Below are 24,902 nucleotides of genomic sequence, written 5' to 3' on the forward strand. Positions count from 1 at the left end.
GGTATCAGATCCCATCTGGTGAACGCAGGTCCTGCGTTTGTTGACGGACGCTGCGTTTGGCGTCCCGCAGGCTTGGTGGAGTAACCGGAACGATCCCTTGCTCGCCTACCATCCAACTGAGCGGGCGCCTCTGGCTCCCGATGGATTTTTGCAAAAGCATGAGGCCTTCCAGAAGAGCTTCTGGCCTTGGTGGGCAACCGGGAACATACACATCTACCGGCAGGAAGCTGTCTACCCCCTGTACCACGCTGTAAATATCATACATGCCACCGGAATTGGCGCAGGACCCCATTGAGATAACCCAGCGCGGTTCAAGCATCTGATCATAGAGATGTTTGATGATAGGAGCCATTTTTACAAAAACAGTTCCGGATATAACAATGAGATCGGCCTCGCGGGGCGTAGCCCTGAGAACTTCAGATCCGAAACGGGCGATATCGAACTGGCTTGTGAAGGCCGTAGCCATTTCCACGTAGCAACAGGAAAGACCAAAATTGAGAGGCCAAATGGAGTTCTTCTGCCCCCAGGAGACAAAATCCTGAAGGCGACCGATAACAAGGTTGCGCTGGACTGTTTCTGTAAAAGTCGCGTTATCAACAGAGGGTACAGTGGTTGGCGTTGTTGCCGGGCGAGAAAGTGACCAGATCATGATAGATGCTCCATGCTGGATTGTGTTTCTGGAAGGCGCCGGGGCAGAGGCCCCCAATCCAACCCGCCTGCTCGCCACAGGTACACGAGGGAGACAGCCAGAAAGAAAATGAAGAGCAATGCTGCGCTGTATCCAACCCACCCCACATCTGTGACCACAATGGCCCACGCAAAGAGAAACGCGGTTTCTACGTCAAAAATGACAAAGAACATGGCGACCAGATAATACTGCACTGGCAGGCGGAGATGGGCAGATCCGGTAGGGATGATTCCGGATTCAAATGGTATGGAGAGAGAGGTTCCGCCGTGGGACAAGGAACGTCTGAGACCCGTCAGGGCGCTCAGGCCCAGCATGCAGGCAAGCAGAACACTTATAACCAACGCATAGATAAGAAGGGAACGGATTTGGGAAAAATCGACCATATCGGGACCTTCCGCATCTGTTGATTATTATCCGAACGGAGTTGTCTTAACCTGTAAGGAATTTGTGTTTTTCTGCTTATATTCTGCACGTCCCGGCGATGTTTGCTCCAGTATAAAAAAACGGAGCCGCGAGCGGTGCTGTCGAGCTTCATACGCCTGATAAAAGGGGAAGTTCCCGCAAGGCAGACAGAAAGCGTATCTGGAACGTCACAGCCTTCCTTTTCCATGCACGGCAAGGGCTGAGGAGTAGGGAATTTATGCCGCTGAGAAGGGAATAAAAAACAGGAGGGGGAGAATGCGTCTCTCTTTGCCTGTGTGCGTTCTTCTGCGTGTGAAGGCATTTTTTTGCGTCTTCACGCTGGACTTTAATATCATAGATGGAGACGAACATGGGGCGCGTACAGGGTAAAGTTGCCATTGTGAGTGGAGCGGCGCTTGGTATTGGCAAAGCGACAGCACAGCTTCTGGCGCAGGAAGGCGCTTGTGTTGTTGTTGGGGATATTAACAAGGAGGAGGGAGAGAAAACCGTTTCCGAAATTGAAGGGAAAGGCGGAAAAGCTCAGTTTTTCACCCTTGATGTGAGCAAGGAAGAAGATTGGAAAGTTGTGGTTGAAGCTGCTTTAGCTGCCTTTGGCCGACTTGATATCGTGGTGAATAACGCAGGTATTGCGTATAGTGGCACTGTGGAAAGCACCAGTCTGGAAGCATGGCGAAGGGTACAGTCCATCAATCTGGACGGTGTGTTTCTGGGCACAAAATACGCCATTGAAGGAATACGGAAGCACGCTGGAGGTGGCTCAATCATCAATCTGTCTTCAATTGAAGGGCTAATTGGAGATCCGGATCTGGCTGCTTACAATGCCAGCAAGGGCGGAGTGCGTATTTTTACAAAATCGTCGGCATTACATTGTGCAAAGGCGGGATATAACATCCGGGTCAACTCCGTTCATCCGGGCTATATCTGGACACCCATGGTAGAAGGGCTGACACAGGAAGACGAGGCAGCACGTCAGCGGCTGGTTGATCTTCACCCTATCGGGCATTTAGGGGCGCCAGAAGATATTGCCTATGGCATCCTCTATCTTGCATCTGACGAATCAAAATTCGTTACAGGCAGCGAGCTTGTGATAGATGGCGGTTATACGGCGCAATAGTTGCGATACTGCGTGAGTATTGTGCGTGCTGACCGTGTGATAACGAAGAGACTTGTACCACATCTGTGATAGCCAGAGTTTGCCCCCCACTTTTGTTTTGGCAATCCAGCTTGCTGACATGAGGCGTCACGCCTTGCTTCTTTAGCTTCCGCCGACGTTATTATTATCGCTGCATCGAAAATGTATGGTGACAGTGTCCTGACGCTTTACGGGAGCGCGTCAGGCGGTCCATGCCGATCAAGAAAAGGGTGCTAATCGGCGTTGAGTTCTGTGCAGCATGTTGAAGTCAAAGCTCCTCGCAAAACCATCAAGTTAAGTTGAACGGCGGTTCAGAGGTTGTGAAGGGGAAGGGTGTTGATTGACACTTATTCTGTAATACACTAACCAGTTAGTAACACCGATTTCCAGCGACAATAACACAAAATCAAAAACAGGGCGGTGCAATGACAACGAGCACACAAAAGCTTTCCTTACCCCAAAACCCACGTTTATTCGGATTATATATCAATGGGTTGTGGGTGGATTCTGGCGACCGTAAGATCATGGAACGCCGCAGCCCGGCACACGGTGTTCTGGTAACCAGAACCACAGCGGGCACGGAAGCGGACGTCAACGAGGCTGTTGCAGTAGCCAGAAAGGCGTTTGAAGACAGGAGATGGTCAGGGCTTTCTGGTCAGCAGCGTGCGGATGTGCTTCTGAAAGCGGCAACCCTTATTCGGGAGCGGGCCGAGGAACTGGCGCAGCTTGAAACCTTTGAAACAGGCAAGCCTATTACGCAATCTCGTGGAGAAATTCAGGCCAGCGCCGGTATTTATGAATATGCGGCGGGTGCAGCCAGAATGCTGCATGGGGATAGCTTCAATAACCTCGGCGATAGCATGTTCGGGTTTGTGACCCGTGAGCCAATCGGTGTTGTGGGGCTGATTACACCGTGGAATTTTCCTTTTTTCATTCTGTCTGAGCGTCTGCCCTTCATTTTGGCTTCTGGCTGCACAGTGGTTGCAAAGCCGAGTGATCTGACATCTGCCACCACGCTGATTATGGCTGAGATCCTGACGCAGGCGGGCCTGCCAGATGGCGTATTCAATGTTGTCACGGGCCCAGGAAGTGTGGTGGGAGAGGTGCTGTCTCACCATCCCGACATTGATATGCTGTCCTTCACGGGGTCAACCGCTGTTGGCAAGCGGGTGCTGGCGGCATCTGCCGGGAACTTCAAAAAGCTGAGTCTGGAACTGGGGGGTAAGAATCCTCATGTGGTCTTTGCTGACGCACGGCTTGAAGACGCTGTTGATGGGGTTATTTTTGGTTTCTGCTTTAACGCGGGCCAATGCTGCGTGGGCGGAAGCCGGTTGCTTGTTGAAAAATCCATTCAGCCCGAATTTGAGCGCCTTTTGACTGAAAAATTGGCCCGTTTGCGTGTGGGAGATCCGTTGGACCCGGACACGCAGATTGGCGCAATTGTAAGTGAAAAGCAGCATGAAACCATTTGTGACTACATTGAACGAGGAACAAAGCAGGGAGCCCGTTTGCTCTCGCAAGGTAAAATCAATGGCACAGATGGGGGATTGTTTGTTCAACCAACAATCTTTTCGGACGTTACATCTGACATGGATATTGCAACGGACGAAATTTTTGGGCCGGTTCTGAGTATACTTCCGTTTGAGACAACGGATGATGCCATTACCATAGCAAACAACACTATTTACGGCCTTTCCGCCACAATCTGGACGCAGAATCTCTCGCACGCCATGGACGCAGTGCGCGGTATTCGTGCGGGGCGCGTTTGGGTCAACACCACCATTGCGGGTGGACCGGAACTCCCTGCAGGCGGATTCAAGCAGTCCGGCATTGGGCGTGAGACTGGCATTTACGGGGTAGAAGAATACACCGAAATCAAGGCAACGCACATTGCTTTTGGCCCTCGTACCCCTTGGGTGTCGTGATGTCTGGCAGCTATGATTTCATTATCGTAGGGGGCGGCACAGCGGGGTGCGTGCTTGCCAACCGCCTGAGTCAGAACCCAAGCGCACGTGTTTTGCTGCTGGAAGCAGGAAAAGCGGATAACCATCCTTTCATTCACATGCCCATAGGGTTTGCAAAAATGACAGGAGGACCTCACACATGGGGTTTTCATACCGTGCCGCAGGTGCATGCGCAGAACCGTCGCATACCGTATGTTCAGGCCCGCGTTCTGGGAGGTGGAAGCTCAATCAACGCTGAGGTTTTTACGCGGGGTGTTGCGCAGGATTATGATCGCTGGGCTGATGAAGAAGGGTGTACGGGCTGGTCTGCCAAGGATGTGCAACCTTATTTTCTTCGGTCTGAAGGCAATGAATTGTTTGCCACGAAATACCACGGCACGGATGGTCCGTTAGGTGTTTCCAGCATCACGAGCCCTATGCCCGTAACGCGTGCGTTTGTTCAGGCCTGTCAGCAATATGGCATTCCCTATAATCCTGATTTTAATGGGGCGTCGCAAGTGGGGGCTGGTGTTTACCAGATCACTACCCGGAATGGGCGGCGGTGTTCAACGGCCGTTGGCTATTTGCGGCCGGTCATGAAGCGTCCCAATCTGACAGTTGAAATCAATTGCCTCACGACGCGTATTCTTTTTTCAAATAATCGGGCGACGGGTGTTGAATACATTCACAAAGGTAAGAAGTGCGTGGCCCACGCAGATGCTGAAGTGATTGTGACAGCGGGCGCTATTGGATCACCAAAGATCATGATGCTTTCTGGTATTGGACCAGCGGAGCATCTGAAAGATCATGGCATACCCGTTGTTGCAGATCTGCCAGGTGTTGGCAGTAATCTGAGTGACCATTACGGTATAGATATTGTTTACGAGTTGAAAAAACCGATCAGTCTTGATCGCTACAATAAAGCGCACATGATGATGTGGGCTGGCCTGCAATATCTTCTGTTCAAGTCAGGGCCTGTGACATCCAATGTAGTGGAAGGCGGGGCGTTCTGGTCTTCCAATGATCGGGAGAGTGTGCCTGATCTGCAATTCCATTTTCTGGCAGGTGCTGGTGTGGAAGCAGGCGTGCCGAATATTCCCTCAGGGTCTGGTTGCACGTTGAATTCCTATGTTCTGCGTCCTAAAAGCCGCGGGACAGTGAGGCTTAAGAGCGCCGACCCTGCAACTGGAGTTCTGGTTGATCCGAATTTTCTTGCAGAACCGGAAGACGTACAAAGTTCTGTGGAAGGTCTGCATATCAGCCGCGAGATCATGAACCAGCCGAATATGCAAAAGCATGTTAAACGCGCGCACTTTCCAGATGAGAGCGTAAAAACCCGAGAGGCTCTGGTGCGGTACGCACGTCAATATGGGCGGACGTCATATCATCCCAACGGTACCTGTAAAATGGGTCGTGATGAGATGGCCGTGGTTGACCCGACATTGAAAGTGCATGGTGTTGAGGGCTTGAGGATTTGTGATTCCTCGGTGCTCCCTAGTCTTATTGGCTCCAATACAAATGCTGTTACTGTTATGATATCAGAAAAAGCAAGTGATATCATTTCTTCTTCTTACTAAAACCATCCTTAAATATTAAAGCAGAAATGATACTCACAGGTCATTTCTGCACTACCATTGGGCAATGTACGTCCGCCAAAGGAGTGCTGCTATGGAGTGTTCTGTTGCGGTAAAGGATAAGACGCACGAGAAAGCAGGTATTCTCGATTTTCTTTCTTTCTCGATGTTTTTCCTTTTCGGAGGCATTACCAGTCTGAATGACGTAGTAATGCCAAAACTCAAAGAAGTGTTTGATCTGAATTACACTCAGATGACAACAGTTCAGTTCTGCTTTTTTGCAAGTTATTTTCTTATTTCTATTCCAGCTTCTCATATGATCAAGAAAAATGGCTATATGAGAACACTTGTTATTGGCCTTAATCTGATAGCGTTAGGGTGCCTGTGTTTTATTCCAGCAACGTGGTCTGCCCGTTTTCTGGTTTTTCTGCTGGCCCTGTTTGTGGTGGCTGCCGGTATTACGATTATTCAGGTAACAGCCAATCCACTTGTTATCTCTTTAAGTAATAAACAGAATGTATCGTCACGCCTGACATTTGCCCACGCCTGTAATTCTCTTGGTACAGTGGTTGCTCCCTATCTGGGTGCCATGATTATTTTGCGTCACCATTCCGAAGAAAGTCTGCTTGGAAAAATAGCAGCGTATTTTTCTGATCAGGGAATGTCTGAAGGGGCAATAGATATTAGTGTCTGTTATCTGATTGTTTCTGTCATTATTTTTTGTTGGTCAGTGATGACCTGGATAAATCGTAGCAAACTCAAGGGCGAATATTTTCATGAAGGAAGTGTGCTGAAGGCCGTTGAGTTGTTTAAGGACAGGCATTTCAGTTTTGGCGTTGCCGCGATGTTTTTCTATATCGGCGCAGAAGTTACGATTGGAAGCCTTCTGGTTAATTATCTTATTTTGCCAGATACCTTGCATTTGACTGCGGAAGAAGCCGGGAAACACCTTGCATTTTACTGGGGTGGGCTTTTATGTGGGCGTCTGCTGGGCATTGTTTTGCTGCGCGCTATAGCGCCTTCTGTTCTTCTGACTGTGTATGGAACCTGCGCCTTTCTGCTGGTTATTCTTTCCATTGTTTCCACAGGAGGAATGGCTGGTTGGGCAATGTTAGCCGTTGGGTTGTGTAACTCAGTCATGTTTCCGCTTATTTTTTCACTGACTTCGATGGACCTTGGGCATCGTGCCTCTGAAGGGTCTGGCCTGATTTGCATGGCGATTGTGGGTGGGGCGTTTGTTCCGGTTATAACAGGACGGTTTGCGGATATTACCAACCTGAATATAGCCTTCATTATACCGGCTCTTTGCTATCTTGTTGTTATTTTATTTGGGTTTTACTCACGTTCTTCCCGCCATAAAGTGTTTTCCTGATCATAAACGGCAGTATAAAAATAAAAAGGAAGCTGTCATGTGGGAAATGTCTCGTACTGTAGGGGCTGTTGCGTGTCTTGCATTGATACCGGCGGCCAGTGAAGCGCGTGCGCGCCGGCCTGAACTGTCAGAATGTTTTGGTGTTGCGATGACACCGTGGGACCCGGATGTGCTCTGTGTGAATAATCCTAATCTGGTGGAAGAAGAGTTGTCAAACAATCAGGATAATTTCTTCTTTTACGATGATCATCATAACATCAGCAGGCGGCCAAGCCGTGTGTCCCGGGTGTGGCGTTCGGCACCTCGCCCGTTATCGTCCAACTGGTTACATCAGGATGTGATGACGGGAGATTGGGGCGGACTGCGCACGCGGTTGGCACAGCGCGGCATCCTGTTTCAGGGGCATTATGTGCAGGATACAGCCGGAAACCCTGCCGGTGGGAAAGCGCAGGCCGTGCGTTATGCGCATGAATTTGCCGGAGGACTGGATATCGATTTCAACAAATGGCTTGGTTACGATATCGGGATTCTTCATTTTCTGGTTACACAACGTTCAGGGCTGGGGCTGCATATGGTGATGCCTGCGCTCAGTTCCGTGCAGGAAATTTATGGAACAGGGCAGACCGTGCGTTTGACCCGGCTTTCTCTTGAACACAAATTTACAAATTATGTGAACACGGAACTGGGATGGGTTAATACGGAAAATGATTTTGCCCAGTCTACAACGCACTGGGGTATGTCTATTTACTGTCAGTTTCAAAGCAATGCCATTTGTGGCATGCCACAGTCGCTCGCATTCAATTCTGGCTACGGCTATTATCCCAGTGCGCACCCGGGTGCTTATGTAAAGCTATACCCTACCGGCAAAGATGATTTCCTTGCCTCGTTTGGTGTCTATAACGTGGATAATACAATTGCCAACAGTCATAATGGCTGGAAAATGTGGCTTCATAATACTGTGGGTACGTATTTTCCTGTGCAACTGGGCTGGAAGCATGGGGGCACGGATATAAAAGGAGCGTATCCGGGTAATATCAGAATAGGTGGGTATTGGGAAACAACCCGCGTTAAAACGGTTACCCAGAAAATCACGATGTTTGCACCTGCGGGTACAGTTTATCAAAACTGGCCCAATGACAGCATAAAAGGGCGGTATGGCGCGTGGTTTGAAGGAGATCAGATGATCGAGCGCGATCGGAACAACCCTAAACGGGGTGTGGTTGCGTTTGGCAGTTTTGTCTGGGGGGACACCCAGACTTCTCCGTTTCCATATTTTGCCACCTGGGGCTTTATTCGCAAAGGCACGTTTGCCAGCAGGCCAGATGATACGATCAGTATTGGCGGAAAGCTGATGGTGGTTAATTCAAAAATTGCCCGCTATGCCCGATATCTTAAATCAACCGGGCAAGATGTTTCCACGCCGACCTTTGAGCATAGCTTTGAGGTCAATTATGGCTGGCGACCTGCACCGTGGCTGCTGGTGCGGCCCGGGTTGCAGTATGTCTGGAGACCCGGCGGAACGCGGCGTTACCCCAATGCGACGGTACTCGATTTTGAGACCGCTATCATCTTCTAGGTAGATAGACACACTACACGAAATGTTCAGCGTTTTTTGAGCAGGGTTCTGTTCTCTTTCCTTGATCTTCCAACGCAATACAATGTATGTAACCAGATAGTTCATTAAGTAGGATTTTAAAGATGTTTCTTAACGAAGTGCAGGAACAGGTTCTGGAAACAACCCGGTCTTTTGTAGATGAGGTGATCCGCCCGGCAGCAGAAGCGCTGGATCGGGAAGAACGCTTTCCTACCGAAATTTATGATCAGATGGCCGAGTTAGGCCTGTTTGGTATTGGGGTGCCGGAAGAGCTGGGTGGGCCGGGATTTGATACACTGACGTATGCTGTGGTCATGGAAGAACTCTCCCGTGGTTACGCCAGCATCGCAGACCAATGTGGATTGGTGGAATTGATTTCCACCCTGCTGGTAAGGCATGGCACGGAACATCAGCGCAAGATGCTGCCAGAAGTTCTCTCCATGCGGCGCAAGGTGGCTTACTGCATTACCGAGCCGGAGGCCGGGACGGATGTCTCTGGTATTCGCACCACGGCTGAGCGAGATGGCGATGGCTGGGTGCTGAACGGGGGCAAGATCTGGATTCATAATGCTCCCGTGGCAGATACGGGTTTTGTGCTGGCACGAACCAACAAGGAAGCCGGTAATCGTGGCATGTCCATCTTTATTGTGGATCTGCATGCCAAGGGGGTAGAGCGCGGCCCGAAGGAACATAAGATGGGGCAGCGCGCCAGCCAGGTCGGCGGGCTTGATTTTCAGGATGTAAGATTGGGGCCAGACGCGCTTCTGGGTGAAGAAGGACGCGGCTTTCATATGATGATGAGCGTTCTGGATAAAGGGCGGGTGGGCATTGCCTCTCTGGCCGTGGGCATTGCGCAGGCGGGATTGGAAGCCGCAGTGGATTACGCAGGCACCCGGAAGCAGTTTGGAAAACATATTTCAGAATTTCAGGGCGTCCAGTGGCTCCTTGCTGACATGGCAAAGGATATTGAGGCCGCACGGCTTCTTGTTTACTCCGCTGCGACCAAAATTGACCGAGGGCTGGATGCAACACGGTCCTGCTCCATGGCCAAATGTTTTGCAGGGGACATGGCAGTAGCCCGCACAGCAGACGCGGTACAGGTTTTTGGTGGTTCAGGCTATATCCGTGGTTTTGAGGTTGAGCGCCTTTATCGCGATGCCAAAATTACCCAGATTTACGAAGGAACAAACCAGATTCAGCGGATGATTATTGCGCGTGAATTGCTGCGCAAAGGCGCACGTTCATGATGCAGGTAGCTCTGGTTACTGGGTCTTCTCGCGGTATCGGGCTGGCTACTGCCGAGGCTTTGGCTCAGGCCGGTTTTGCCATTGCGCTCAACGGCCCTGCAGACGATGCAGAACTTCACGCGGCAGTTAAAAAAGTTTCGGACTATGGAGTGCCTGTGATGGCCGCTCCATTTGATGTAACGGATAGTGCTGCTTATGAACCGCAACTCTCCCGCATTGAAGACACATTGGGCCCGTTAACAACGTTGGTGAATAATGCCGGGGTAGGGGTTCTGCAACGCGGGGATCTGCTGGATGTGACGGAAGCCAGTTGGGACCGGTGTGTAAACGTGAATGCCAAGGCTGTTTTCTTTCTCTCGCAGGCTTTTGCGCGGCGTTTGCTTTCACGCAAACGGGATGATGAGCAGTTTTACGCCATTGTGAATGTGACATCTTCAAACGCCGTTGCTGTTGCTGTCCAGCGTTCGGAATATTGTGCCTCAAAAGCTGCTGCTGCCATGATTTCACGTACCCTTGCTGTCAGGCTCGGGGCTGAAAACATAGCTGTTTATGATGTGCAGCCTGGGCTGATTGCCACAGAAATGACAGCGCCTGTTATTGAAAGTTACAGAAAGCGCGCTGAAGACGGTTTGACCTTGTTTCCCCGTGTTGGCACTCCCGCAGAAATTGGTGCCATCATTACAAGTCTTGCCGCTGGAAAACTTCCATATGTGACAGGACAGGCAATTTCGGCAGATGCCGGAATGCTGGTTCCGCGTTTTTGAGAGTGGCCATGAAAATAGCACTTCCCGACCTGAATGGTCAGAAGACTGAGTATTCTCTGACCGGTGTTCCGTTGCCTTCGGCAGTTCTTTCTGGCCAGTCGGCACGTATTGTCTATTCAGCGGCTCACGTGGTTGCTGATCCTTTCACGAATAATGACCCATCTGGTTCTCCTGCGATTGATTGGGAAAAAACCCTTGAGTTTCGCCGCTATCTTGCCGGTTTAGGAATTGGTATTGCGGAATCCATGGATACAGCCCAGCGCGGTATGGGGCTGGACTGGCCCAAAGCGCTGGAACTGATTACCCATACTCGCAAGGAACTGCCGGACGCATTGGTTGCTAACGGGTGTGGCACGGATCATCTGCTGCCTCAGGATGCGCGATCGGTAGATGATGTTATTCGCGCTTATCTGGAGCAGGTTGAGGCTATTCAGGCCGTGGGCGGCCGGTTGATCCTGATGGCAAGCCGCGCTTTGGTAAAAGTGGCCCGAAGCGCAGCGGACTACCTGCGTGTGTATTCAGACGTTCTCTCCGCCTGTGACCAGCCGGTTATTCTGCACTGGTTGGGAGAGATGTTCGACCCGGCACTTGCCGGATATTGGGGGAGTGCCTCGTTTGAGGACGCTGTAGAGACCGTTCTTGAGATTATTGAAGTTAATAAAAGCAAAGTTGACGGCATAAAAATATCTCTTCTGGATAAACAGAAGGAAATCGTTCTGCGGCGGCGTCTGCCTTCTGGTGTGAAAATGTACACTGGGGATGACTTCAATTATCCGGAACTGATTGAAGGTGATGACCAAGGATTCAGCCATGCTCTTCTTGGTATTTTTGATCCTCTGGCACCGGCTGCCGCGTATGCTGTATCAAAACTGGGAGAAGGGGATACTGCTGCTTTCCGGTCCACGCTGGACCCGACGGTGCCCCTTGCCCGCACCATTTTTCGGGCTCCCACACAGTATTATAAAACAGGCGTCGTGTTCCTTGCGTGGCTGAATGGTTTTCAGGATCACTTCATTATGGTGAATGGCGCGCAGGCTCTCCGGCCTTTGCCATATTTTACGGAAATTTTCAGGCAGGCGGACCAGTGCGGTCTTCTCCGTGATCCGGAAAAGGCGGTACACCGTATGACGTCTCTTCTGGCTGTTTACGGAGCCTGAAATGCGGGATTTCACGCATGATCTCTCTGCATTGGCGCTGAACACCGCCACACTTGGCCATAATGTGCCGGGGGCAGGTGCCGGGTGGTCTCCTGAGCGGATACTGGATGCATGCGCCCGGCGGGGCATTGGGGGGATTGTTTTCTGGCGGCGGGAGGTTACAGGCCGAGGCGCTGAAATTGCGCGCCGGGCACGGGAGGCAGGCGTGAGTGTCGCCGGTTTATGCCGGTCTCCTTTTCTGGTCGGACCGATGGCCCCGGTAGGAAGACAGGCTGTTATTGACGATTTTCGGTCTGCTCTGGATCTTGCTGCCGAGTTGGGAGCGCCGATTTTGACTATTGTTACCGGCGGCGTGCAGCCTGAGACGAAAGGCGTGGAAGAAAGTCTTAAGCTAGTGGCAGGGTATCTGGAAGAAGTGGTTCCATATGCTGATGCGTGCGGTGTCAAATTGGCTCTGGAACCATTGAACCCGGCTTATGGGGGGGATCGCTCCTGCCTGACAACCACCAGAGACGCGCTGGATATCTGTGATCTGGTCAATGCGCCAGGCCTTGGTGTGGCCATAGATGTTTACCACGTCTGGTGGGATACGGATTTACGCTATCAGCTTCAACGCGCTGGGCATCGGATTCTGGGCTATCATTTGTGTGACTGGCTGGCCCAGACCACTGACATTCTTCTTGATCGCGGGATGATGGGGGACGGCGTGGCTGATCTGAAACCTATTCGGGCCGCTGTGGAGGCCGCGGGCTATAGCGGTTTCTGTGAAGTTGAAATTTTCTCTGTAAATAACTGGTGGAAGCGGAATCCGGACGATGTTCTGGACATCATGATTGATCGCTTCCGGACTGTTTGCTGAAACGCGAGGATGTTATGAAAATACTTGTCCCCGTAAAAAGGGTTGTTGACTATAATGTCAAGGTTCGGGTGAAGACGGACGGAAGCGGTGTTGATCTGTCCGGTGTGAAAATGTCCATGAACCCGTTTGATGAAATTGCTCTGGAAGAAGCGGTTCGCCTTAAAGAAAAAGGTCTTGCAACCGAGGTTGTGGCTGTTTCCGCGGGCGTAGGTCAGGTGCGTGATACATTGCGCACAGCGCTGGCGATGGGGGCGGATCGGGCGATACTGGTTGAGACATCAACGGACGTGAATGATGATCTTGAACCCCTGGCTGTTGCAAAAATTCTTGCCAAACTGGTGGAAACAGAAACGCCGGATCTGGTGATCATGGGCAAGCAGGCCATTGATAATGATATGAACGCAACCGGCCAGATGCTTGCAGCCTTGCTGGGGTGGGGGCAGGCAACCTTTGCATCTCAGGTGGAAATTGCAGATGGAAGTGTAACTGTTACGCGTGAAGTAGATGGCGGCTTGCAGACCCTGAGAGTAGGGCTGCCTGCGGTTGTAACGGCCGATCTGCGCTTGAATGAGCCACGGTATGTTTCTTTGCCCAATATCATGAAAGCCAAGAAAAAACCTTTGGAAGAAAAAAAGATATCAGACATGGGTGTGGATATTACACCCCGTCTGCAGGTGGTGCGTACGGTTGAGCCGGCCCAGCGGAGCGCCGGTGTGAGAGTTAACTCCGTTGATGAGCTTATCGAAAAACTGAAAAATCAGGCAGGAGTGATCTGATGACTGTTTTATTGCTGGGTGAAAGTGTGAATGGCCAGCTTGCAACAGATACAGTTGCCAGAGCGCTTGATGCCCTCAAGCCGCTGGGAGAAGTGCATCTTCTGTTGACTGGAGACGTGACAGAAAATGCAGCCAGCACGGCTGCGCATCTGGATGGTGTGAGCAAGGTTCTGGTTGCGCGCGACACCGTGCTTGAGCATGGGCTTGCGGAACCTGTGGCCGCCTTGGTTGTAAAGCTGGCTGGGCAGTATAGTCATATTGCAGCAGGCGCTACGGCATTTTCCAAAAATATCCTGCCGCGAGTTGCTGCATTGTTGGACGTGATGGTTCTGACGGATGTGACAGCCGTGCTGGATGCGGACACATTTGAGCGCCCGGTATTTGCGGGGAATGCCATTCAGACAGTTAAATCAACTGATAAAATAAAAGTTTTTACAATACGAACGTCAGTCTTTTCCGCCGTGGGCCAAAATGGTGCCGCCGAGATCGAGACGGCGGATGTGGCAGATCTACCCTCTCTCTCCCTGTGGGTGGAAGATCAGTCTGTTGTTTCTGAACGGCCAGAATTGACGTCTGCCCGTGTGGTCGTGTCTGGTGGCCGGGGCCTGGGGTCCAGAGAAAATTTTGAGTGCGTTATCAACCTTGCGGACAAGATGGGCGGTGCCGTTGGCGCAAGCCGGGCTGCGGTGGATCTGGGATATGCACCGAATGACTGGCAGGTAGGGCAGACCGGGAAAGTTGTTGCGCCGGACCTCTATATAGCCGCGGGCATTTCCGGCGCTATTCAGCATCTTGCGGGAATGAAAGATTCCAAGGTGATTGTTGCGATCAACAAGGACGAAGAGGCACCAATCTTCAGAATTGCGGATTACGCCATTGTAGGAGATCTTTTTACGGTTCTCCCAGAACTGACTGAAAAGCTGTAAGCGTCCATCACAAAGACGGGAAGCGGGCTTTAACGGCCAGTCCGAGCCAGATTGTCCTTGCGGCCCGAAATACGCCAAAATATAAATAACCAGATAGTTAAAATAGCTGGAAAGCTGAAAACAGATGTCCAAGATCAAAAGCGCCGCAGAAGTTGCTGAGTTTATCAAGGACGGAGCCGTTATCGCCGTCAATTCTTCCAGTGGTCTATGCTGTCCCGATGAGATTCTGGCCGCAATTGGTGCCAGATTTCGGGCGAAGGGTGCCCCCAGAGGCATAACCACCATTCATCCCATTGCTGCGGGAGATATGTTCGGCACAAAAGGGGTGGATCATGTTGCGCAGCCTGGGCTTCTTGCCACCATTATTGGCGGCTCGTTCCCTTCGGGGCCATCGTCAATGGAGCCGCCCCTTATTCGGCAGATGATCCGGGACAATCAGGTGGCAGCCTATAACGTGCCCAGTGGCGTTATTTTTGACATGTTGCGGGAAGGGGCTGCTCTTCGGCCCGGCGTGTTGACACAAGTTGGCATGGATACATTTGTGGACCCGCAGAAGGAAGGCTGTGCCATGAATGATGTGGCGCGGCAGAAGCCTATAGTGGAGCGGACCACGTTTAAGGGCCAGGAATGGCTTTATTTCAATGCTCTGCGGCCAGATGTTGCCATTATTCGCGCCAGCACGGCAGATGAGCGTGGCAATCTGACATTTGAGAACGAAGGGGCCTATATTGGCGCGATGGAGATTGCGCTGGCAGGCCGGAATAGCGGGGGCATTGTTATTGCGCAGGTGAAGCGTATTGCGCAGTCTGGCACATTGAGGCCGCATGATGTGCGGGTGCCGGGTATTCTGGTGGACTATGTGGTCGAAGCGCCGGAACAGTTGCAGACAACTGCGACCCCTTATGATCCTGCCATTTCAGGGGAGGTGTTCCGGCCGCTGGATAGTTTCAGCCTGCCGGAGTTTGACGCCGCCAAAGTGATGGCGCGCCGCGTAGCACAGGAACTGAAGCCCGGATGGGCTGTTAATATCGGGTTTGGTATTTCAGCCAACGTGCCCAGAATTCTGCTTGAAGAAGGGCGGCATGGTGAGGTGACGTGGGTGATTGAGCAGGGGGCTGTTGGTGGTATTCCTCTGCTTGATTTCAAATTCGGCTGTTCTTCCAATGCGGAATGTTTTGTGGCTTCTCCTCAGTTGTTTACCTATTTTCAGGCTGGCGGGTTTGATGTCTCCTTGATGTCTTTCCTTCAGATTGATCGTATGGGGTCAGTCAATGTCTCCAATCTGGCGGCCCGCCCCCATGTTACGGCTGGTGCGGGCGGCTTTGTGGACATTACTTCTCACGCAAAGCGCATCATCTTTTCCGGGTATTTCAATGCAGGGGCCAAGCTGGGCGTTGCTGACGGAAAGGTGCGGATTGATCGGGAAGGCAAGGTGCCGAAGATAGTTGAAAAACTGGATCAGACATCCTTTTCCGGACCAAGGGCCATCGCGGAAGGAAAGGAAATTCTTTACGTTACGGAGCGGTGCGTCATGAAACTGACGCCTCAGGGGCTGATGGTGACAGAAATTGCGCCCGGTATAGATCTGAAAACCCAGGTGCTTGATCAGGCTGAAGTGCCGCTGCTTGTTTCTTCCACCCTGAAGGAGATGGATGCTGCCCTCTTTCAGCCTTCAATGACGGATGTGCCTGCTCAGAATAAAGAAGCTGCCTGATAGGACGCGCGGAATAACAGCAACTGGGATTACGGCATGGGGCAGGCAGAGAGTGGCTGCCCCGTGACCTGTTTCTGGGAGTGTAGAAACGCGCGGTTAGGTTGGATCTGCCTCAAGCGTTAGAATTTGGTTCATATGTAAATATCTTGTTACTTATGGGAAATAACGTTATTATAACACGTTGCTCCAGGATGTTTATCTGAGTGATGGTCCGTTAGTACGCATTTAATGAGGGAATGAGATGACACAGGCAGAAAGCAGGGAAGGCACAGATAGTCTGCCTGGCACGAGCCCGGAGGCAACGCGTATTCCCCGTAAGCGGGACGCGGAAGCAACTCAGAAACGTATTCTGTCTTCAGCCAAGCATGAATTTGCCATGAGTGGGCTGGGCGGCGCGCGGGTTGATGTGATCGCTGAAAAAGCGGAAGCCAATAAACGGATGATCTACCACTACTTTGGGAGCAAGGAAGCTCTTTTTACCAAGGTTCTGGAAGAAGCTTATGGTGATCTGTATGAAGCCGAGCGTAAATTGAAGCTTGATCACCTTGAACCCAAAGTAGCCTTGGAGCGATTTGTCAGGTTTACGTGGAATTATTACCTTGAAAACCCTGATTTTATTACACTTGTAAATAGTGAGAACCTGCACAAGGGCGTGCACCTTGAAAGTTCTGATGTGCTCAAAAGTGTGAGCAAAAACCGGCTCCATATGCTGGAAAATTTACTGGTCCGTGGGCAGAAGAGTGGTGTTTTCCGGTCCGGCATTGATGCCATGCAGCTTCATATTTCCATCGCAGCGCTTGGTTATTATTATCTGACAAACAGATATACAGGTTCCATTGTGTTCCGGTGTGATCTTATGGCTCCGGAAATGTTGAAAAAACGAATTGAATTCAATGTGGACAGTATTATTCGGATTGTAAGTGCTTGAATCTGTTTATTCATATAGTTGAAACAATTTTGTAATTCTTCAGGATTCTTTTTTATACCTAAAATAGCGCAGTAGAGTGCGTTTTTTAGGTATATATGACTTATCCGTATAGCAACAATCTCCAAACCCTTCTTGTCTCATGTCCCTGAACGGGGGTACGAGGGGTTTGAATTGTGTCCGGCAGTTACAAACGCTGTGGGTGGGCACATCACTTGGAGAGGGCGTGCTACGTGGCGGCTGAGCGATATTGTGTTCCGGTAGATGTTCATCACAGTTCCCCCAACAGTATGCGGATAAACCGTATGCTGCGGATGTCCCGGCGGGATGTTCTGCTGGCGGGCATGGGGGCTGCTGTCGCATCGGTAACGGCACAGGCTGCAGAGCCGCAGCCGGCGGTCTCTTCAGACGTGACGGAAGCAGCGCAGTTTCTTACGCTTTCCCTGCGGTTGACTGATCGGGAAACACTTTCCCCGGCCATTGGCAGCGCGTTATACGCCCGCATTGTGCAGGCAGTGCCTGAAAGAAAGGCGCAGATCAGTCAGCTCTACACTCTCATGCGGCAAAGCCATTTTGAGAGTGCTCAGGAACTGGCGATAGCTGCCGAGAAAGCGGACCCGGCTTTCAAGGACGTCATCCACGATATTATGACAGGCTGGTATCGGGGGGTAGCAGACCAGAAAGTGGTTGTGTATCGCTCTGCCCTGATGTTCGACATCACAAAAGATGCTGTCTATCCAAAGACTTACGCAACAGGTGGTCCGTTCTACTGGACATCAAAGCCACCTGAAGTGCCTCTCCCGACAGGTGCGCCCGGACTTTCTCCGTCCAAATTTGTTGTGGAACCCACCTGATAAGCGGAATCTGAAAATATGTCTTCTGAACAGCCTCTTAGCGCCGATGTGGTGATTGTCGGCTCCGGTGTGGCAGGAAGTTCCATAGCGAATGAACTGGCGCGGGCGGGTATCTCCGTTATTGTACTGGAAGCAGGTCCGCGGGTTGACCGCCAGCATTTTGTGGAAAATTTTCGCAATCTGGAAAATAAGCCGTCCTACCAGGGGCCGTTTCCGGCTGTGCCGTGGGCCAGACATCCTCCCAACCAGATGACGCCGAATGAATATCTGCATACGACAGGCCCGGATGCGGAAGCCTATCAGCAGGTGTATCTGCGGATGATGGGGGGGACCACCTGGCACTGGGCCGGGTGCGCCTGGCGGTATCTGCCATCAGACTTTGAGCTTCGGTCCCGTTATGGGCAGGGGCGCGATTGGGCCCTGAAATATGAGGATCTGGAGCCATTCTATTATCAGGCTGAAGTGATGATGGGCGTGTGCGGTCCTGATCCTGCAAAGGAAGATCTGGGGTCTCCACGCAAGCAGCCTTACCCGATGGACGCGCTGCCGATTTCTTACGCTGCCCAGCAGTTCCGTAAACTGATTGCCGAGAAAACACCCTGGCGGGTTGTGCATGAACCGCAGGCCCGGAATACACGCCCGTATGATAACCGGCCTACATGCGAGGGCCATAACAACTGCATGCCCATCTGCCCTATCGGCGCCATGTATAACGGTAGCTATTCCGTTTATCATGCAGAGGCTGCAGGTGCGCGGTTTGTGCCAAATGCCGTTGTGTACAAGATAGAGCGTGATGACGCTAACAAGCGCGTAACGGCTGTGCATTACTTTGATCCCGATAAAGGATCGCATCGTGTCACGGGCAAATACTTCGTGATTGCGGCACATTGTATTGAAACAGCAAAGCTGCTTCTTGTTTCTGCGGATGACAAAAGCCCGGATGGTGTGGCGAACAGTTCAGGCCATGTTGGCCGGAACATGATGGACCATACAGGCGTGCAGGTGACCTTTATCAGTGGAGATAAGGCGCTGTGGCCGGGACGCGGGCCACTGGAAACCAACGTGATTGACAATTTCCGTGATGGAGACTGGCGTTCTGAACGCGGTGCCTATCTGGTCCACATGGTGGATGACAATCAGGTTGATCTGGCAACGTCTCTGGCTATTTCCAAAGGGTATGTGGGCAAGGAACTGGAAGAGCAGATCCGGTATCTTGCATCTCATACCGTAAGGCTGTTCAGCCATAATGAAGGGCTGGCCGATCCTGACAATCGGCTGACATTAAGCAAAACCAACAAGGACATTCTGGGTATTCCGCATCCGGAAGTATATTACAAACTGCCGGAATATACGGTGAAAAGCTGTGATCATACTCGTGGGCTTTTCAAGGAACTGATCGGCCTGATGCATGGCCGGGATGAACAATGGACGCCGGGTTATTTCCCGCAGGATCATCCCGCAGGCAGCACCATAATGGGCGTGGACCCCAAGGATTCCGTTGTGGACGGGCATTGCCGCACGCATGATCACGAGAACCTGTTTATTGCCAGCTCATCTGTTTTTTCATCGGTCGGCACGGGCAATATTACCTTGACGGTTGCAGCGCTCGCCCTCCGCGTTGCGGATACGCTTAAAAAAGAACTGAACCATGCCTGAAACTGTCCGTAAAACTTTTGTCTCTCTTCTGGTTGCGGGAAGTATTTTGGCAGGTACGTCTCATTACTGTGCAGCCGCAGATGAGCCTGATGCCGCACTGATACAGCGCGGAGAGTATCTGGCTACTGCGGGAGATTGCGTGGCGTGTCATACCAGGCCCGGAGGTAAGCCTTTTGCTGGTGGTTTGAAAATTGCCACCCCAATGGGGGATATTGTTTCCACCAATATCACGCCAGATCCGGACCATGGCATTGGTGCCTATACGGAAGAAGACTTTGAAAAAAGCGTGCGGCACGGTGTGCGTAAAGATGGTTCCTATCTTTATCCCGCCATGCCTTATGTGTCTTACTCCGGCCTGACAGATGGAGATGTGAAGGCGCTGTATGCGTGGTTCATGCATGCGGTGAAACCTGTGGCGGAAACGCCGACTGAGACCTCTCTCTCCTTTCCCGCAAATGTAAGAACTGCCATGGCGGGCTGGAATATGCTGGCCAACCATAATCCGCCAGAAACAGGAGATTCCGCTACATTTGAAAAAATGCGGCGTGGGCGTTATCTGGCAAATGCGTTGGAGCATTGCGGCACCTGCCATACCCCGCGCAACTTTATTCTGAGCGAAAAACAGGATCAGTATCTTGCGGGTGGACCGCTTGACGGCTGGTATGCTCCCAACATCACATCCAGCAAAACAAGCGGGATTGGAGACTGGAGCGAGGATGATCTGGTTCAGTATCTGCAGACAGGTGCTGTTCCCGGCCGTAGCCAGGCGGCTGGCCCCATGGGAGAAGCTGTGGAGCACAGCACCAGCCACCTGACGGATGCAGACTTGCACGCGTTGGCTGCCTATATTTTGCAGGTCGCCCCGCAGGAGGAAGAGCCGGGGCAAAAGCCCCGGGATAGCTTCGGGCAGGCAACGGCCCAGCCGGATATCCGGAGTGGTGATCTGACGCGGATTGATGATGTCACGGAGCTTAAGGGCGGTGCGGTTTACGATGCAAACTGTGCGGCTTGTCATGGGTATGATGGGGCAGGGGCCAGCAACCGTTATGTGCCGTCCCTGTTTTCAAATTCCGTGGTCGGGGCTTCCCGTCCAGATAACCTGATCATGACGGTGCTGTATGGCGTCAATCGCACAGCAGGAAAGACCCATGCCTTCATGCCTGGCTTTGATGGTCATTCGGACGTGCAGCGACTGAGCGATGCCGAGGTTGCCGATGTGGTCAATTACGTGATGGCGCAGTATGGCAATGGCAATCCGCATGTGACGGCGGATCAGGTCAAGACATTCCATAAAAAATAAAAGTGTAACAGCTTTCTGACGTGATTTTGACGGGAACCGGAAACGTGATTTTTTCTGGCTTCCCGTCGGCTTTTAAACATGCCAAAAGCCCCTGCTCATCTGGCCGGGTCAGGCCATTGTTTCTGTCAGGAAATTCATGCTGTTCAAAACGCTTTCTGGGCAAGCCATTGCGGGGTTGTGCGCACTTTTTGCCTCAACCTTCATTGCCGTAACAACAGAAGTCGCGCCTGTGGGGCTTCTGATTGATATGTCGCAGGCGTTTCAGATTACTGAAGGGCATGCCGGGCTGGCCGTGAGCGCTTATGCGCTTATGGTGGCTTTCGGTGCGGTACCGCTGACCATTGCAACAGCCCGGATGGACCGCAAGCTTCTGATGCTTGTCTGTCTGGTGGGCTATGCTGTCTCCAACCTTATTGCCGCCGTGGCACCATCATTTCTGATTCTGTGCCTTGGCCGCGCCTTGGGCGGAGCATCTCATGCGCTGCTTATGTCCATAGTCTCAGCCTATGCAGCTTATCTGGTGCCGGAGAGAATGACAGGCCGGGCGATTTCCTTTGTCTATGGCGGCACGTCCCTTGGGTCTGTTCTGGGGGTTCCGGGGGCGGCTGCCATCGCGCATTTTTCTGGCTGGCGTACGGCTCTTTATCTCATGACGGGCCTTTCTGTGCTGCTGACGGTTTTTATTGCGTTTTACCTGCCGCGCGTCAGGGCACCTGCCGGAGGCAGCCCGCATCTTCCAACAGTAAGATCACGTTCGGCCATGCGTATCTTTCTGGTGGTTGTGGCTGTGAACGTGGTGTTCTTCTTCGCGCATAATCTTCTTTATACGTATGTCTCTCCCTTGCTGCTTCAACATGGTCTGCCGGAAAGCATGCTGAGTGTGGCGTTGCTTGTAACGGGTGGGGTCAGTATTTTTGGCCTATGGGGTGCCGGTCAGATGGTGGACCGTTGGCCTGCGGCTGGTCTGTTTGGTGGTGGCCTTGCCATGCTGTTGGGGATGGGCCTTGTGTATGGACACCTGCTTTCGGCTTGGGCAGCAGTGGGGGCTGTTGGGGTTTGGTGCGCCGGTTACGCTGCCGTCATTCCGTTTGTGATGTCCGGAGCCATTCGCGCCCGTGCAACCAGCGCTGATGTGGCTGGTGCTGCTATCAACAGTGCGAGCAATTTTGGTATCTTGCTTGGGTCTGCCGTAGGGGGACATCTGCTCAGCACGCTTGGCTTTGCGGTCCTATGCCCAGCAGCCGTTGCAATTACACTGGCGGGAATTCTGTTGGCTGTCTTCAATCCGGGAGCTTTTCCGCGCCGGCTTGATCACTTTGATACGGTGTCTGACACCTGACGACATGAAAAGCCATATGGGTGATGGGTATGGTACCATCGCCCTGTGCGCTCACACTCTGATACCGATCTGTAAGGAAGGGGATGCCGCATGCATCCCCTTTTTTATGGAGGCGGCAGTCAGTGCCAACCACCCCCAAGAGCATAAGAGAGCGTAATTGTCGCAATCTGCTGCTGTGCGACTGCCTGAGTGAGTGTGTTTTCTACCGAAAGAGTATCCAGTCTGGCTTCCAGAATATCATGCAAGGTACGCTGGCCGCCTTCATACAGACCGCGAGCTGCCGCGCCATTAGCCTGTGATTGCTTGAGCGCGGCTGAAAGCTCCTGAATTCTTAGATCTTCGCTGGTGCGTGCCTCATAGGCATTTTCCACATCAGCCAAGGCAGAAAGCAGGGTTTTGTCATACGTGGCAACAGCTTCATCAAGCTGCGCATCGGCTGCGGCAATGCGGGCGTGAATACGGCCGGATGTGAAAATGGGCAGGTAGCTGGTCAGTGCGACAAGGCCGCCTGTGCCGGAAAGACCGGGAATACCATCAAAGCGCAGCCGTCCGTCTCCTCCAAAAAACTGCAGACCAAAGCGGGGAAGCAAATCGGTTTTGGTGCTTTTCAGATGATAGAGACGGGCTGAGACGAGGTCCTCCGCTGCGGCAACATCGGGGCGACGCCGCAACACGGTATCGGGCATGTCTCCTGTGGGTGCGGGTGGTGTAGCGAGCGGGGTGACGGAGACTGCGACTGTGGCGTTTTCAGGCGCTTGTCCGGCAAGAATAGCCATGCGACGCAGGGAGGCATTCACTGCGGCTTCAAGCAGTGGGCGGCGTGCCCGAAGGGTGTTGATCTTCTCGTCCACACTCTGAATATCGGATAAAACGGCTTGTCCTGCGTCAAAACGGGCCTGAGCATATGTTTTTAGGCGGCCGAGGGTGACGAGGCTGTCTTCCAGAAGAGCAAGTTGTTTGCGAAGGGACTGAACCTGCACATAGTTGGTAGCGACATCCGCCGCTATGGCCATCTGGACACCGTGCAGGCGTGCCTGTTCGGCCAGAACAAGAGCATGGGCGGCCTTGGTCTCGGCATGGCGGCCGCCAAACAGGTCAGGTTCCCAGGTGGCGGAAAGTCCTGCAAGATGACCGTCTGTTCCGGCATCGCGGGCGGGCAGATTGTAGGGATTGCGCCAGTCCATGCCGCCCCCGGCAATATTTCCCGTAATTCCGAGAGTTGGCCCTAATGTGGAGCGAGCGACGGCCTGAGTGGCCTCGGCTTGCAGAATGTGATCACGTGCGATGCGGAGATCCGGATTGGCTTTGAGGGCGTTTTCAATGGCCAGTGTCAGGGCCGGATCGTTCCAGGCACGCCACCAAGCTGACAGATCAGATGCTTCTCCGGCAGGTGCTTGGGAAAACTGGCTCGGAACCACAACGCCCGAGGGAGGAGCGTGGGTGGAAAAGGGAGAACACGCCGCAAGCAGGCAGGTGGCCAGCAGGGAAGAGTGGCGAGAGAGTGTGGTGGGAGCAGGAAGGGGCATGGGCATCAGGACTGGCTCGTCAGCATGGAACGGAAGCGCGTGAGGGCGAGGGCAAGAAAGACGATGCCTGCCGCTGTAATGGCGAGCAGAGGGATCATGATCGTATTGAGCCCGGCACCGCGATAAAGAATGGCCTGAGAAAGTGTGACAAACTGGGTTGTCGGGAAAAACCGGACAACGTTCTGAATGACGGTCGGCATGTTTTCAACGGGTGTGGCCGCGCCGGAGAGCAGGTAGGCCACGGCATAAACCGGAACAGCCAGCAGCCCGAACTGCGGCATGGTGGGCGCGACCGTGGCCAGCATGACCCCCAGCGCCGTGGCGGAGAACAGATAAAGCAGGGTGCAGCAGGCAAACAATGGAATGGAGCCGGCCAGATGCACGCCTAACCAGACATGTACAACCAACCAGAGAGACAGCATGGCCGCGATAAAAATGGCCAACCCGTTTGTGATGATCTTGGCGAGTGCAATTTCACTGGCGGTAACAGGGAGGACGAGCAGATGTTCGATCGTGCCATGTTCTCGCTCACGGATAATGGCGGCCCCAACGAGAATGATGGAGAGAATGGTGATGTTGGTGACAATCTGCATGACCGACATAAACGGGAAGGATTCACTGTTCGGGTTGTAATAAACCCTGCTTTTGATCTGAAAGGGCATGAAGTCGGTCAAAGCGGGGGCATGTGTTGCGGCCTGCACCTCGTTCATGAAAATCTGTGTCAGGTAGGATGTGCCAAGTCCGGCCTGTGTCATGGCTGTGGCATCTACCCGGATTTGCAGGGCAGGGGATCGACCGGCCAGAACGTCCCGTTCAAAGGATGGCGGGATATCAACAACAAAAATGAAGTCCCCTTTGTCCATACCGGTTTCTGCGGCCTCTGGCGTGGTGAGAACCGGTGGTTTGAAGTAGGGCGGTAAGACGGCATCACGCAGTTTAAGGGAAAGCGTGGAATGGTCATGATCAATGAAGGCAACCGTTGCATTTGACACTTCGACCTTGACCCCATTGGCCACAGCCAGAACACCTGCGGTGAATGCAAACACAATCAGGGCTATCAGCACACGGTCTTGCAACAGGCTGCGTATTTCCTTGCCGCAGAGAAGGCCAATATTTGTAAGCCAGTTTTTCAT

General features: G+C 52.4%; 21 protein-coding genes. 17 read left to right on the forward strand and 4 right to left on the reverse strand.

The window, feature by feature from the left end; genetic code table 11:
- Positions 1-4 precede the first annotated feature (4 nt).
- Positions 5-649, reverse strand: a complete 645-nt coding sequence (locus AD948_RS16235; protein ID WP_006558687.1) for an NADH-quinone oxidoreductase subunit B — start codon at positions 647-649, stop codon at positions 5-7.
- Entirely contained in the window at positions 646-1,071 is a 426-nt protein-coding gene (locus AD948_RS16240) for an NADH-quinone oxidoreductase subunit A (protein WP_039904405.1), read from the reverse strand. Before AD948_RS16240 ends, AD948_RS16235 begins: the two co-directional genes overlap by 4 nt.
- 389 nt (positions 1,072-1,460) lie before the next feature.
- On the opposite strand from AD948_RS16240, the gene AD948_RS16245 reads away from it, so the two are divergent.
- The 17 genes from AD948_RS16245 (at position 1,461) to AD948_RS16325 (ending at position 22,243) form a co-directional block, all read left to right on the forward strand.
- Entirely contained in the window at positions 1,461-2,225 is a 765-nt protein-coding gene (locus AD948_RS16245; protein ID WP_061472699.1) for a glucose 1-dehydrogenase, read from the forward strand.
- Between the two features lie 443 nt (positions 2,226-2,668).
- The gene (locus AD948_RS16250; RefSeq protein ID WP_061472700.1) at positions 2,669-4,168 is read left to right on the forward strand and encodes an aldehyde dehydrogenase family protein; all 1,500 of its coding nucleotides are present in this window, start codon (positions 2,669-2,671) and stop codon (positions 4,166-4,168) included.
- The gene (locus AD948_RS16255; protein ID WP_061472734.1) at positions 4,168-5,763 is read left to right on the forward strand and encodes a GMC family oxidoreductase; all 1,596 of its coding nucleotides are present in this window, start codon (positions 4,168-4,170) and stop codon (positions 5,761-5,763) included. Before AD948_RS16250 ends, AD948_RS16255 begins: the two co-directional genes overlap by 1 nt.
- A 91-nt stretch (positions 5,764-5,854) precedes the next feature.
- Positions 5,855-7,132: a glucose/galactose MFS transporter gene (gene gluP / locus AD948_RS16260; protein WP_039904410.1), complete on the forward strand. Its 1,278-nt coding sequence runs from the start codon at positions 5,855-5,857 to the stop codon at positions 7,130-7,132.
- A gap of 37 nt (positions 7,133-7,169) precedes the next feature.
- A complete protein-coding gene (locus tag AD948_RS16265; protein ID WP_248846073.1) occupies positions 7,170-8,708 on the forward strand; it encodes a carbohydrate porin in 1,539 nt (512 codons plus the stop codon).
- Positions 8,709-8,830: 122 nt separating this feature from the next.
- The gene (locus tag AD948_RS16270) at positions 8,831-9,973 is read left to right on the forward strand and encodes an acyl-CoA dehydrogenase family protein (RefSeq protein WP_061472701.1); all 1,143 of its coding nucleotides are present in this window, start codon (positions 8,831-8,833) and stop codon (positions 9,971-9,973) included.
- Positions 9,970-10,737 (forward strand): 3-ketoacyl-ACP reductase, encoded by a 768-nt coding sequence (locus tag AD948_RS16275; protein WP_061472702.1) that lies wholly within the window; start codon positions 9,970-9,972, stop codon positions 10,735-10,737. Before AD948_RS16270 ends, AD948_RS16275 begins: the two co-directional genes overlap by 4 nt.
- 2 nt (positions 10,738-10,739) lie before the next feature.
- Positions 10,740-11,894, forward strand: coding sequence for a dihydrodipicolinate synthase family protein (locus tag AD948_RS16280; protein ID WP_006558490.1), 1,155 nt, complete (start codon positions 10,740-10,742; stop codon positions 11,892-11,894).
- Position 11,895: 1 nt separating this feature from the next.
- Entirely contained in the window at positions 11,896-12,753 is an 858-nt protein-coding gene (locus tag AD948_RS16285) for a sugar phosphate isomerase/epimerase family protein (RefSeq protein WP_061472703.1), read from the forward strand.
- Positions 12,754-12,767: 14 nt separating this feature from the next.
- Positions 12,768-13,529 (forward strand): electron transfer flavoprotein subunit beta/FixA family protein, encoded by a 762-nt coding sequence (locus AD948_RS16290; RefSeq protein ID WP_061472735.1) that lies wholly within the window; start codon positions 12,768-12,770, stop codon positions 13,527-13,529.
- Positions 13,529-14,455 (forward strand): electron transfer flavoprotein subunit alpha/FixB family protein, encoded by a 927-nt coding sequence (locus AD948_RS16295; RefSeq protein WP_061472704.1) that lies wholly within the window; start codon positions 13,529-13,531, stop codon positions 14,453-14,455. The genes AD948_RS16290 and AD948_RS16295 overlap by 1 nt, the downstream gene beginning before the upstream one ends.
- A 124-nt stretch (positions 14,456-14,579) precedes the next feature.
- The gene (locus AD948_RS16300; RefSeq protein ID WP_006558486.1) at positions 14,580-16,169 is read left to right on the forward strand and encodes an acyl CoA:acetate/3-ketoacid CoA transferase; all 1,590 of its coding nucleotides are present in this window, start codon (positions 14,580-14,582) and stop codon (positions 16,167-16,169) included.
- 241 nt (positions 16,170-16,410) lie between these two features.
- Complete coding sequence (locus tag AD948_RS16305; RefSeq protein ID WP_211264499.1) at positions 16,411-17,097, forward strand: TetR family transcriptional regulator; 687 nt, start codon at positions 16,411-16,413, stop codon at positions 17,095-17,097.
- Positions 17,098-17,384: 287 nt separating this feature from the next.
- Positions 17,385-17,948 (forward strand): sorbitol dehydrogenase family protein, encoded by a 564-nt coding sequence (locus AD948_RS16310; protein WP_082782490.1) that lies wholly within the window; start codon positions 17,385-17,387, stop codon positions 17,946-17,948.
- 18 nt (positions 17,949-17,966) lie between these two features.
- Positions 17,967-19,604, forward strand: a complete 1,638-nt coding sequence (locus AD948_RS16315; RefSeq protein WP_006558483.1) for a GMC family oxidoreductase — start codon at positions 17,967-17,969, stop codon at positions 19,602-19,604.
- Positions 19,597-20,904 carry a c-type cytochrome gene (locus tag AD948_RS16320; RefSeq protein WP_058988734.1) on the forward strand — a complete coding sequence of 436 codons (1,308 nt, stop codon included), beginning with the start codon at positions 19,597-19,599 and terminating at the stop codon, positions 20,902-20,904. The genes AD948_RS16315 and AD948_RS16320 overlap by 8 nt, the downstream gene beginning before the upstream one ends.
- A 136-nt stretch (positions 20,905-21,040) precedes the next feature.
- Complete coding sequence (locus AD948_RS16325; RefSeq protein WP_061472706.1) at positions 21,041-22,243, forward strand: MFS transporter; 1,203 nt, start codon at positions 21,041-21,043, stop codon at positions 22,241-22,243.
- Between the two features lie 119 nt (positions 22,244-22,362).
- On the opposite strand, the gene AD948_RS16330 is transcribed toward AD948_RS16325, so the two are convergent.
- Both AD948_RS16330 and AD948_RS16335 read right to left on the reverse strand, forming a co-directional pair.
- Positions 22,363-23,775 (reverse strand): TolC family protein, encoded by a 1,413-nt coding sequence (locus tag AD948_RS16330; RefSeq protein WP_156479074.1) that lies wholly within the window; start codon positions 23,773-23,775, stop codon positions 22,363-22,365.
- Positions 23,775-24,902, reverse strand: a complete 1,128-nt coding sequence (locus AD948_RS16335) for an ABC transporter permease (RefSeq protein ID WP_061472707.1) — start codon at positions 24,900-24,902, stop codon at positions 23,775-23,777. Before AD948_RS16335 ends, AD948_RS16330 begins: the two co-directional genes overlap by 1 nt.

This window comes from Acetobacter senegalensis, assembly GCF_001580995.1.
Taxonomy (GTDB): Bacteria; Pseudomonadota; Alphaproteobacteria; order Acetobacterales; family Acetobacteraceae; genus Acetobacter; species Acetobacter senegalensis.